We start from the raw sequence: 12318 nt of genomic DNA on the forward strand, positions 1-12318 counted from the left end.
GCAAAGTTACTTTTGGCAATTGGAACAGATGCCTTTTATGACCATATTTACACTTTCAAGAGTAAAATGGACGGGGAGATTTACCTCAGGGACAGGAACATCGTTTAAACAATAGGTCTTATTACATTTTGTGCAGAGAAAATGAACATGGAGGTCTTCGGGATGGCAATGACAGGTTTCTCTGCATAATGCATATTTGACAGAACCCGTGCCATCGTCGATGCTATGAATGAGCTTGTTTTCTTCAAAGGTTTTAAGGGTGCGATACAGAGTGCTTTTGTCGGCTTTTTCAAATTTTACTTCCAATTCGGCAAGACTAATGGCGGATTTTTGATCGGTTAACACCCGGAGGACCAGTTCGCGCATGGCGGTGGGTTTGATGTTTCTATTGTGGAGTTTGTCGTTTGTCATGATGTTGATTTGGTAACTGTGTTTTGATTCGTTGATGAAAGGTTGCGGCCGGTAGCAGAGATCAACGGCTTTGTCTTTTTTATATGGTACTTTTGTCTTGATACAAAAGTACCCAAAAAATCAAGAAAATATATCGCGAACCTTCGCCGCATGCCACTCGCTGACACCGCCATATTTTCGTGCCAACGCTCTGTTGCTGCCCCTTCGACTGCGCTCAGGGCAGGGCCGCAGCAATCAGGTGGTTCCTTCCTCATTTTTTGTTTTTCGCTTTGTTTTCTTGTCCGGGGCAAATATGCCGGCGGTGTATTTCTCGTAAAGTTCAAACAAAAATTCAATGCGCTTGGTTTCGTTGATGAATGGTTGAGGGCGGTAGCAGAGATCAACGGCTTTGTCGAGTTCGTTGTGGGCTTTGATGAGCGCCGGAGGCATGGTTAGCGGATCGTATAGATCGGCTAAGCTGCTGTTGGGGAATTCGGCCCGTGTATCGAGAACTTTTTGTGCAGCTTTTTCAATGGCTTCTTTTTGCTTATCGGTAGGATTTTCGGGCCAGGGGAAATTGTTATAAACAATATCTTTTGAATAACGAAAATCGCTTTTTAAACGACCACAAATGTATTTCACCCAAGCCATGTGCATCGCGGACATTAACATACCAAAGTGAAATAAATTTCCATTGGGTATAATCATACAACTATCACTAGGAATGCTGTCTTTTGTAAAAAAACCCATTGGAATGTATTTTCTATTCTCTGAACTATGCCGAGGAATAACAATAAACGAGTCCGGATTATTTAAATCCCTGAACAAAGATGGTGTAGATGCGTATTTTCTTGTTTCAGCTCCTGAGCTATTACTCCTAAATTCATAGACATTTTTTATTCTTTCCTGAACAAAAGGCATTTCACGTATTGCGCTTGGTTTTGCATTCAATAACCACAAACACCATCGTTTTTGTCCATTAAGAAATTCTTTTGCGCTGATTAGTTGTTTAAAATATTTGGAAGCTTTTGGCTCGATTTTAAGAAAGTTCTGTGCCTCTTCATCAGTAAAAATCAAATTACCCTGATCATAAGGAGAGTTACCCCTTGACATTTTAGGAATATTTGAAATAGGTTTATTTTGGGAAATCAAAGAAAAATCACTTCCTTCAATCAGATAGGGATTAATGTTTTTTACTTTTATTACATGTGGTTCGCCCTTAATATCCTCGTATTCATATACAAGCTTTTCAGAAATATCATAATTTGAAAATCCAATTATAACAACATGCACAGCGGCCTTACCACGTGCTTCATTTCCCCATTTAAAAGTACGATGTGCGAAATGTATCTTAATCTTGTATTTATTATACAGCTCGTTCCAAAGAATACCAACCTGTTCGCCTTGTGAGATTGAGTTTGTGGAAACAAAAGCAACTTTTGTCCGGTCTTGATTCGGGTTTTGATTTTCTGTTACAATAAATGAATACTGCTGCAAGTATTGTGCAGCCTTTATATACCAACATGTAACGTAATCAAGTACACCGGCGCCATTAACACCAGAAAATACTTTTTCAACATCAGCTTTTTGTTCAGCGTTTTGCAAGCTATTACCTATAAACGGAGGATTCCCCAATATATAATCAAAGCGTTGCTCGCGTTTCTCAAACGGGATGGGATCAATAAGGCTGTGCCAATCGGTTTGCAGAGAGTTGGCGCAAACGATAACCGCACTTTTGCGCAAGGGCAAACGCAGGAAATATTCTCCAAATTCATCACTGACACGCTGATTCATCTGGTGATCAATAAGCCACATGGCAACCTGTGCTATTTGTGCCGGAAATTCTTCGTATTCGATGCCATAAAACCTATCGACATTCAATTTTACGAGGGTTTCAATATCAATTACCTGCTGGCCTTTCTGCAGGGTTTTGATGATCTCTATTTCGAGTAAACGAAGTTCACGATATGCAATAATGAGAAAGTTTCCGCAACCGCAGGCGGGATCGAGGAAGCGCAAAGCTGCAATTTTCTCATGAAACCTCAGCAGCTTGTTCTTATTGTCCTTTACCGATTCAAACTCGTGGCAGAGGTCGTCGAGAAACAAGGGTTTGATGATTTTCAGAATGTTTTTCTCGGAAGTGTAATGTGCGCCAAGGTTGCGGCGTTCGGCAGGATTCATGACACTTTGAAATAACGAACCGAAAATTGCCGGGGATATCAGGCTCCAATCCAATGAGCAACATTCAAGCAAAAGCGTCCGCATTTTGCTGTCGAAGGATGCCGGGGGAAGGACTTCTTCGAAAAGTTTACCGTTGACATAAGGGAACTGTGCAAGGCTCTCGTCGAGATTGCGGAGGCGTTTGTCTTTATCGGTGTTCAGGATGAAAAATATCTGGGCAAGGTGCATGCCGAGGTCGGAGCCGTCGGGATTTGTTTTCAGGTCGAGATACTCATTGAAAATGCTCTTGTCAAAGATACCAGTATCATCAGCAAACATACAAAACAGAAGGCGGACAAGGTACATTTCAAGGGCATGGCCTTCGTAACCAACAGCTTTCAACTGATCATGCAAACGACCCATCACCTCGGCGGCTTTGATGTTGACAGGATCTTCTTCTTTGAACGTTTTTTTCTGATACCCGGCAATGAATCCGAAAAGCTTTACATTTTTGTGAAGTTCGCGGAGTTCGAATTCGTGATGGTGACCCTCGTCGAGATCATATAGCCGGAAACGTGCAAAATCAGATACAAGGACATATCGGGGCAGTTCAAATTCCTGCAGTCCGGGGAAATAGTCTTTTGCCTGAATCAGGGCTTTATCGAGGTTGCGGCCACGGGATTTGTGTTCGACCATTAAGGTACCTTTCCACAGCAGGTCGATATACCCTGTGCTTTCGTCTAATCGTTTTACCGGCTGCTCAAAGGTGGCAACTCTGCGGCGGCTGATACCGAATACTTCAAAGAATTTGTCCCAGAACGATTTTGCTTCTGCGTCTTCGGATGATGCCGTTTCCCATTCCTTGCTAAAGGCAATGGCACGGGATCGTATTTCGTTCCAGGAGAGGGGCATGGAATATGTTTAAGAAAATCAAAAATAAAAATATATATGGAGAATGAGGAAATAAAAAGAAAAAAAATAATGTTATTAGGGAATAAAAAAAATTATATTAGAGAAGACAATCGCCTTACATCATATTTATAATGACAAACCTGATGTTGTCAATGTTACGTGATGTCAATAAAAAACTATAATTATTCAGAATCTGAAGGTAATTATCCTATTTCTTTTTTCTTTCCATTCTTAAACCACGTTCATCAATGAACTCATAGATGTCGATGCAGGTAACACCATTTTTTTGGGATACGCCGGGTATTTTATTCTTTTTGAGCTTGCTTTCATTTGTAATCAAAACATAACTGTTTACTTTGCAATAGGCAATTAGGTAAGGATCGGCTTCTTCCTGACCATCGGCTAATTTACGAGCACTAAAAAAACCAGTGTTATATTCCTGATTAATAATTGGAATCGCTGCGTTGAAACATTCAGCATCGGTAGGATAAACGAATTGCTTTTTCCACTTCTTTACAAATTTTTTTAAAAAATCCTGTTCACCCTGGTAACGTATAATTTCATCTTCAACAAAGTCAATAGTTCTGAAACGACCTTGCTTTATCAAATCCTCAATTTCTTCCCAAATTGCAGAAAAAACAAGGCTGTTTGGCTGAAATGTTGATTCAAGTTTGATCAGCCCGCTTGTATCGATCACGTAAGTGACATTGTCCTTGTCCTGGAAAGCTAACTTCATTTTATCAAGCGTTCAGCAATTGACGGGCACGAGGGATGTATGATAGTCTTAAACCTAAGAAATCCGACAAGTCCTTTAAATCAATTTTATTTTGATCGTAAGCCTTAAAAGCAAGGCTAAAATATGTACGGCCTCTCTCATTAAGAGTCTCTTTAGGCAGATTTCTGCCTTCATGCGTCTTGCTGATACCAAAAGAAGGTTTGTTCCAGGCCTGATGCTTTTCTTTGTAATAGTTTGCGGTTGTGAGGTTATTGTCAAGGATACATCTGAGCATAGAAAGTAATCCTACATGAAATTTAGCAGCTAATTCAGATAAATCTTTTCTTGTCCAAAATTTCTGATTATTTGCAATATACCTTCTAACAATTTCTGAATTAAGCAACTCTGCAGTAGGAACCAAAATTTCTGCGGCAAAAGCATTGCACCATTTTTCGACCTGCTGCTCATTGATATTAAAATCAATGTTGCAAATACCACCTTCATTAAGGATAACATGGCCAAGCTCATGGAATAGAGTAAATATTTTTGCTGTATGTGGTTCACCACCACGCTTTATTGCAATAATCGGTATTGATTCATCAATAAGCGAAAATCCTCTAAGACCATCCTGTGGCATACTCAATTGAAAAACAGCAATTCCAAGAGATTCGATCTTTTCAATGTAAGCACCTAATGCCAAATTTGCATTATCAACCTGTCTGATTTCATCAAGACCCCATTGTTGACGAAGTGCCCTTGCCAATTCAGCCGGAGAATCATTCATTGTAGCATGTACACTGAATCGTTGTAAAGATAATCCTAATTCTTCACGGAGTTCCAATAATGAAATCAGCAATGCCCTTGCCTTACGAACAGCCAAAATGGTTTTATCATGAAATTTATTTAGAATTTCAGAATTTACAGTTCGGTGGTCTTTAGGCATCGGTTTTTCAGCCGGAACAGATTGAAGCAATAATGTAGCAACCGTGCGCTTGTATGCTTTTGCCATTGCCTTTAATTCATCCATCGAAGGAGATTTTTGACCACTTTCTATCTGATCAAGCCGATTAAGAGTAATTGCAATGCTTTTAGCGGCGTTAGGTTTGGAAATCACAAGAGATTCACGCGCCCAGCGCAGAACATCGGGATTAGTTTTGATGTGAATTGCATCAGTCATAATTGACAAAAATATACAAATTATTAATTCAATAAAGTTTAATGACTAAATTACTAAAAAAACCGTTAAAAAGCAAGAAAATCAAACACTTGATAACAAGATATTCCGCAAATCAACCAATCCATCATAATACAGGCGAAATTTCGGATTGCCATTGTTATGACGGACAAATTCAAGATTGGAAGAAACGAAAAGTGCAGAATCGACAATCAAAGTCCACGGATTGAGCCGGATTGGATGGGTGGGCAGCTTATGGGAGGCAAAGAAAGTTTCAATTTCAGATAAGTCCCAGGGTTCAGGTTTTGGCTTATTCACTATCGGGTTAATAAAGTTTGTTTTTACATTATCACTTTTTTCACGTTTTTCACTTGGTGGAACCGAAATGATTTTTGCTTTTTCCGGCGGGTAAAATACCGGCAGCCCATACGAGACATTGATTTCATGGTAATCAAAGCGAATTAGATAATCAGCGAGATCAAGTCCACCGGCACGATCAGATATAGCTGCTTCTTTTTCCAACAAATCAGATATTTCAAAATGAACATCATGTAATTGCAATGATATTTCAGCAGCCTTTGCCGACCATTTTTCAAAACAATTCAGGTCGGGAAATAAAAAGATTTTACGCTCATGAAGGCATTTGCACTTAGCAGCAGAAAGGTTTGTCAGACTTCCGACTGCCAACCAAATGAATTCAGGAAAATAGACAGAAGCGATCATCGCAGTCTTTTCGCTTTCGACAATAGCAACCGGACTATTTATGTCAGAGGCCAGCAAGTGTTCGCCGAAAAAACACTGCTGCAAGTTGTAATTTTTTAGTTTCAGGGCCTTATGTGCCCAAAAAATATGATTGAAGGATTCTTTAATGCGCCTGCCGGTTTCAGGATTATAAAGCATAATTTTACCAGTTCTGATTCTGCCTTCCCCATCAATCTGCCAAAATACGGTAGCACCGGGCCAATGATTTGATGTTCCTAGGTGATATCGGTGAATAAGATTATTCACAGTATCTTTATCAAACAAGGTTAAAAGAAAATGGACAAAATTGTTTTTATGGTATGCTGATAAACTTAGTTTATAGGTAACATAGGGGATAAATGAAATTTCTTTAGCAGAATTATTGGACGGAGATATAACAACTCTATGAGTATTCGATTTACATTTATGATTCTCAAATGTCGTGCTATCATTACTTTTATAGCCGTCTTTATATGGATTCAGGAAATAGCCACAATTTATCTCCCGGTCACAACGACCATAAATTTCAGGTAAGTACTCCCCTATTTCTGTGTTGAAATAACGAACGAACCTCTTTTTACCACAAGCCGGGCAGTCAAATTTTTTGCTACTGTTGTCTAGTTTATAAACAAATTCATCCATAGGTGAAAAAAGTGAAAAAGGTGAAGAGTGTACAAAAACATTTTTAAAAATTATCAAGCTGCCTTGTTACAAATACTACGTTTCCAATATTTTTCTTTTCTACAATATACCCAGAACAGGTAAGACGTAGAGAAAACTTGTGTTTGCTTACGGGTTTTAAACCATCATCAAAACAAAATGACCGATATGAACTGTAAAGGTCTCTCAGTGGTGTATAATCATCAGGATTGTTAATGTAATTGTAGTCTTCAATAAACATCAAAACACTATCGGATTGTTTCCGATATTGTTCTAACTGCTGCTTTACAGCTTCACATTCAGTAAAATTCTTCTGTTCTAAAAGACGATTTAACCCATCAAGCACCCAATTAAAAACACCGGATAATTCATGAGCAATAATTTTGGATGCAAGTTGCTTATCCTGTTCTTCCTCAGGTATGGTGATATCAAAAGGAATTATGAGAAACCTACGGAAAAATGCCAGCGTATGTTCGACATCCCAAGGTAACTCATTACAGTTAAAAATCAGTTTACCATAATTATCAATCAAGAACGGAGCACCATACGGCAGGCGGGCTTCAACTTTTTCACCGGAAACCAATTGTTTGAATATTGATGTTTCGAGGTTGACACCAATTTCACTTGCATAGTTCACCAGTTTGTTTGCCAACATGGCCCGGTAGTAGCCATCGTCATTGGTAAGGCTTTTCAATGAATAGGTAGAAACATTTTCGGAACCTAGCAACGCATTTACAATTTCAAAAAATACAGATTTACCATTTGCCCCTGAACCATAAAGAAGCAGCGCTTTCTCAAGTTTTAATGTGCCGTGTTTCATGAATACGTACCCAAGATATTCAGCAAGAATCTTCTGCCTATTGATATCAGGTAATACCCTATTGAGATATGCTTCAAATTTCGGTGCTATTGCTTTCGGGTCATAATTGAAGGGCAACTGATACGTAATAAAATCTTTACAATTAAAAGGCTTGAGATTATTACCATCAGGTGTGATTTCGAATGTGCCATTTTCAAGGTTAATCCGTACCGCATTCTCAGGTGTTACTGGTTTTGGAAGATTTGCAGTGGCTAAGAATTGTTTGTACAACTGATCACGAAAATTATAAAATCTGGCTTTGAATTTATCAACCCCCATCTTTTCAGCTGCATTACCCAAAAATGATTTGAGATCATCAGAGGAAAGTAAACTCCAAAATGCACCGTTATACACATAAATGAAATCATTGTTTTGACAAAGGTCCCATTTATTTTGCCTGGCAATTTTTATAATATTTTCAACTGTGATTATCTGGTAATGATTGTTTTTGGGATGCTCCTTGTCACTTAGTTCAGCAAGGGTGCGATAATCAATTGGCTTGATTTTTTCGGTCAACTGAAATAAAACTGTGTTGTGTGGTATCGGTTCAGTTTGCTTTAGCAATTCCTTCATATGGCCAAGAATTTTATCTTTGGTTATGCCCGACTGATCTGCATCCGGATTAACAGATAAATTATCTGCGTCACTTTTTTCAGTGGTTTTTTTTATGGCAACTTTATCTTTAGCCATGATTTATCTTTTTTTATTGTCGGATGCAAGGTTGTAAGCGCGTGAACCAATCTTCACCATGGAGCCGGACTGACGGCGGTCTTGTTGCATATATTCCGTTAATTTTTCACGTGAAAAAAGCAGACGTTTACCGGATTTCCAGCAAGGAATCTCCCCGCGTGACACCTTAGAATATAATGTTGGAATAGCTAAGCCAAGGAGGTCGGCAGCCTGACGAATGGTAAGGGGTTTGTCTGGATCGGGGGCTTCCTGAGATTTGTTGTCGTTTTGTTTGAGGTCAAGTAATAGATTTTCGATGTTCGATAATCTTGCCTCAATAATTTCAAATGGGTTGTTCATTGTGACTGATTTTTGTCACAAAGTTGCGGGGCACAAAAAATCGGTAACCGGTTATAACCGGTTACAATTTTTATTAATCTTCTTTCGCGACAGCCGCTTTTAAGGTATTAAGTTCCTCCGAAGCCCTCTGTTTTTCTGGGGAATCATGAGGAAGAAGATCTATCACTGACTCAATTAAAGAAATTTTATTTAAACTCTTTTTATGTGTGGGTTCTTTTGCAATTCTGTTTTGGCGACTTAAATAAAATGAATAATGTTGAAACAATTTTTCACCAGAATTTAAGCCATATTCTTTTGCTATTTCATTACCATTTTCCCGTGTCACACGCCTTCCCTTATAAAAACATAACAAAGCGATCTGACGCAACGTGAGTTTATCTATATCGGGTTCACTATTATGATCAGATTCAGAATTTCCAGGTTTAGCAGTATAATTAACAAGGTCAATAGAATCAATAAATTCAAATATTTCCTTACAGAAATTAACCAAAGAGAAATTATTTTGTGAGTAACCTATTTCAAAAGACTTTACTACTCGGACAATATTTTGACTTTTCGCATAACTACCAATGAAAATTGTGTTTAAATTCAAAGAGGAGGATATTAAAACCGTTGCGGTATTCATAATAAATCCATCATCATTTTCCTCATCCTTTTTGTCTTCTTTCGGTGCAAAAAAATGAGCATAGAATTTTTTAAACATTTCCGTATCAGGCCCAAGATGGGTATAATAATAAGTAAGAATAATCGCAGCAATTTTTTTAATTTTAATAAGCTGATTAATCAATAATGATGGTCTAAGGGCAGTTTCAAACCTTTTTGTAATATCAGCTTTAAAGTCATGTAGGTTGAATAATTCAATTTGTGAATAGATGTATATAAAAGAAAAATAGCAACCATCAATTCCCTTGTTACCTTTTCCATCCATAATTGGAAAATCAGTAAAAGTGTCAGGATGATATTTTGATAATTGAGCCCGAAAAATCTTATCTATTATCAGTAATTCCATTAAGACTTTGTCGGTAATTGAAAATTTCTGATTATATACCTTATGCGTCGTAATATCATAATTGGACTCAGTATTCGGGTCAATTAATGTTTGTTTATATTCCGATTGATCTGTGAAATCTGAATCATTGTCTAATTTGAGATTTTTCTCACTATAAAGGTGCATGAGGTATTCCTGAAAAGCGTATGCATAAACATGGCTGTGCCGCTCAGTTATATCGGTTTTAACATCTTTTGGCGGGAAGTATTCATACTCATATAAAATGGATTTTTGGTGTAATACATGATAAACCTTAAGTTTTGAAGCTTCCTGAGATGTCATGTCAAATCTTTTGATCCAGCTATGATAAAATTTCTCATCCCCAATGTCTTCACCATATAATAATTTTTTCACACACTTTATCTCATTTACATAATCTGTGAGAGTCGGATCAGGGTGTTGTTCATTAAAAAGGCGTTTCAGTTCCCTGAAGTAAAGGACAACTTCATTTGATTCCGGATTTAATTTAACAGATTTGCGAGGACTCATTTTTGTTCAAATTGGAACATGCAATAATATTAAAAATTTGCCAGTTTCTTGGCCCACTTCTTTTTTTCTGCTATTTCGAAATCAGCAAGATAGTTTTCTGTTGTAGCCAGATTACTGTGCCCCAAGCTTTCGCTTATAAACTCCATAGAAGCCCCTGAACGTTTTAAAACAGTGGCAAAGCTGTGGCGTGCCGTATAGCTTGTAATCCTGTTGGGCAGCTTTAATTCTTCAGCAATTTCGTTAATGTACTTGTTTATCATCTTTGTAGTTTGCTGCACCCTGGCATATTGCTGTTCAGGAGTCAGGCCGGGTTCCAAAATAGGAAAAATATAATTGTCAGGTTTTTCAGATTTATTGCCCCAACGATCAATAATATTACGAATCAGGGGCGTAATAATTATGGTGATTGGCCGAGGATCCTTTTTTTTCTCCCTCGCAGTTTTGGATCGAATAAAAGTTATTACATCCCCTTTTATCTTACCATAGGTTAAGAAAGCCATATCCTTTACATTCATACCATTGCATAAATAGCTGAACAGCCAAAGATCACGATATTTCTGTTCATTTCGGCCTTCTTTCGCCGGATAATTGGCAATCAAACCGACCTCTTTTTGTGTCAATGCTTTTTTAATATTCCTTCCACCAGGTATCACATATTTCCCTTCACCAAAAGGATAGTATTCTGCACTGATTTTACCATTTTTTACTGCTTTGTTAAAAAGCGCCCTTACATTGCGCAAATATATCCCTATGGTAGTTGAGCTTTTGTCATTTGCTAACATCCACTTTTCATATTTATTAAGAAACTGAATATCGACATAAGAATAAGGCAAAATTTTTTTTACGTGGAAATCTTCCAGAGAATTTTTAGTGCACTCATAAGCAACAGCAGTTGAAATACGACCTTCTTCTCTCAATGCTTTAGCAGCAGTATCAAGCCCGGAAAACAAATCTTCGTCATCTTCCAAATCGGTAAAGTATTTTTTTTCAAATGCAGGAAATGAGAATGCCGGAACTATTTTTTTTATTACATCACGTGCATGTTGTTCCTCAGAACTGAAGTAAAGGGCAATTTTTTTAAACGGATCACGTGGCCTCTCCCCCATAATTTTTGCAAAATCGCTTTCGGATAATGCAAAAGTTTTCCCGACCTCATCTTTTAAAGTATAATATCTCCGATCTCTTTTATAAGTGACCCTGAGTTTTACAGGATAAAGATTATCTTTACGGGGCTTTCTTGTTTCAAGAATTATGGCAGTAGTTACTTCGTTTTGCATAAAGAAATGTTTTATATGGTACACACAAAAGTACACACAAAATAACAAATAATCGCAAAAATAAGCAAAAAGATATTAACATAAAAACGCTGAAAACCCTATATTTCACAAGGTTTCATAACAAATTCACAAAAAATCGCTGAAGGGTATTTTTATGACTACGGATCAGAAGGTTGCAGGTTTGAATCCCGCCGGGGTCACTACAAAGAGGGAAATGCCCTCTTTTTTATTATGTACTACGTTTACGTTATTCAAAGTGAAAATTACGGAAAAAGGTATACAGGGTTTACAAAAGACCTCTATAATAGAATTAATGAACATAACAACGGAAATACAAAATCAATAAAACCTTACATCCCTTACAAGTTAATATATTTTGAAACTGTCGAAAATATTGCTCTCGCAAGAACACGCGAAAAATATTTGAAAAGTGCTGCAGGAAGAAGATTTATTAAGAAAATCAATCCTGACGGATCAGAAGCCCGCCTGAACGACTTCAGTCGGGCAGGGTTGCAGGTTTGAATCCCGCCGGGGTCACTACAAAGAGGGAAATGCCCTCTTTTTTATTATGTACTACGTTTACGTTATTCAAAGTGAAAATTACGGAAAAAGGTATACAGGGTTTACAAAAGACCTCTATAATAGAATTAATGAACATAACAACGGAAATACAAAATCAATAAAACCTTACATCCCTTACAAGTTAATATATTTTGAAACTGTCGAAAATATTGCTCTCGCAAGAACACGCGAAAAATATTTGAAAAGTGCTGCAGGAAGAAGATTTATTAAGAAAATCAATCCTGACGGATCAGAAGCCCGCCTGAACGACTTCAGTCGGGCAGGGTTGCAGGTTTGAATCCC

12 protein-coding genes are annotated in these 12318 nt (G+C 37.7%); 2 read left to right on the forward strand and 10 right to left on the reverse strand.

Annotated features, from left to right (window positions below):
• Positions 1-6: 6 nt before the first annotated feature.
• From M0R16_10345 to M0R16_10390, 10 genes are all read right to left on the reverse strand, one after another.
• Entirely contained in the window at positions 7-411 is a 405-nt protein-coding gene (locus M0R16_10345; GenBank protein MCK9613280.1) for a transcriptional repressor, read from the reverse strand.
• Positions 408-665, reverse strand: a complete 258-nt coding sequence (locus tag M0R16_10350) for a hypothetical protein (GenBank protein ID MCK9613281.1) — start codon at positions 663-665, stop codon at positions 408-410. Before M0R16_10350 ends, M0R16_10345 begins: the two co-directional genes overlap by 4 nt.
• A complete protein-coding gene (locus M0R16_10355; protein MCK9613282.1) occupies positions 646-3462 on the reverse strand; it encodes an N-6 DNA methylase in 2817 nt (938 codons plus the stop codon). Before M0R16_10355 ends, M0R16_10350 begins: the two co-directional genes overlap by 20 nt.
• A 208-nt stretch (positions 3463-3670) precedes the next feature.
• Positions 3671-4198 carry a DUF4411 family protein gene (locus M0R16_10360; protein ID MCK9613283.1) on the reverse strand — a complete coding sequence of 176 codons (528 nt, stop codon included), beginning with the start codon at positions 4196-4198 and terminating at the stop codon, positions 3671-3673.
• Positions 4199-4202: 4 nt separating this feature from the next.
• Positions 4203-5354 carry an XRE family transcriptional regulator gene (locus tag M0R16_10365; GenBank protein ID MCK9613284.1) on the reverse strand — a complete coding sequence of 384 codons (1152 nt, stop codon included), beginning with the start codon at positions 5352-5354 and terminating at the stop codon, positions 4203-4205.
• Positions 5355-5435: 81 nt separating this feature from the next.
• Positions 5436-6791: a DUF6371 domain-containing protein gene (locus tag M0R16_10370; GenBank protein ID MCK9613285.1), complete on the reverse strand. Its 1356-nt coding sequence runs from the start codon at positions 6789-6791 to the stop codon at positions 5436-5438.
• A complete protein-coding gene (locus tag M0R16_10375) occupies positions 6778-8301 on the reverse strand; it encodes a phage/plasmid primase, P4 family (protein ID MCK9613286.1) in 1524 nt (507 codons plus the stop codon). Before M0R16_10375 ends, M0R16_10370 begins: the two co-directional genes overlap by 14 nt.
• Before the next feature lie 3 nt (positions 8302-8304).
• Complete coding sequence (locus M0R16_10380; GenBank protein MCK9613287.1) at positions 8305-8640, reverse strand: helix-turn-helix domain-containing protein; 336 nt, start codon at positions 8638-8640, stop codon at positions 8305-8307.
• A 73-nt stretch (positions 8641-8713) separates the two neighbouring features.
• The gene (locus tag M0R16_10385; protein ID MCK9613288.1) at positions 8714-10177 is read right to left on the reverse strand and encodes a hypothetical protein; all 1464 of its coding nucleotides are present in this window, start codon (positions 10175-10177) and stop codon (positions 8714-8716) included.
• A gap of 29 nt (positions 10178-10206) precedes the next feature.
• Complete coding sequence (locus M0R16_10390) at positions 10207-11454, reverse strand: site-specific integrase (GenBank protein MCK9613289.1); 1248 nt, start codon at positions 11452-11454, stop codon at positions 10207-10209.
• A gap of 231 nt (positions 11455-11685) precedes the next feature.
• On the opposite strand from M0R16_10390, the gene M0R16_10395 reads away from it, so the two are divergent.
• Both M0R16_10395 and M0R16_10400 read left to right on the forward strand, forming a co-directional pair.
• Complete coding sequence (locus M0R16_10395; GenBank protein ID MCK9613290.1) at positions 11686-11976, forward strand: GIY-YIG nuclease family protein; 291 nt, start codon at positions 11686-11688, stop codon at positions 11974-11976.
• Positions 11977-12022: 46 nt separating this feature from the next.
• Positions 12023-12313: a GIY-YIG nuclease family protein gene (locus tag M0R16_10400; GenBank protein ID MCK9613291.1), complete on the forward strand. Its 291-nt coding sequence runs from the start codon at positions 12023-12025 to the stop codon at positions 12311-12313.
• The last annotated feature ends 5 nt before the right edge of the window (positions 12314-12318 follow it).

The sequence above is a fragment of the Bacteroidales bacterium genome (genome assembly GCA_023228145.1).
Classification (GTDB): Bacteria; Bacteroidota; Bacteroidia; order Bacteroidales; family CAIWKO01; genus CAIWKO01.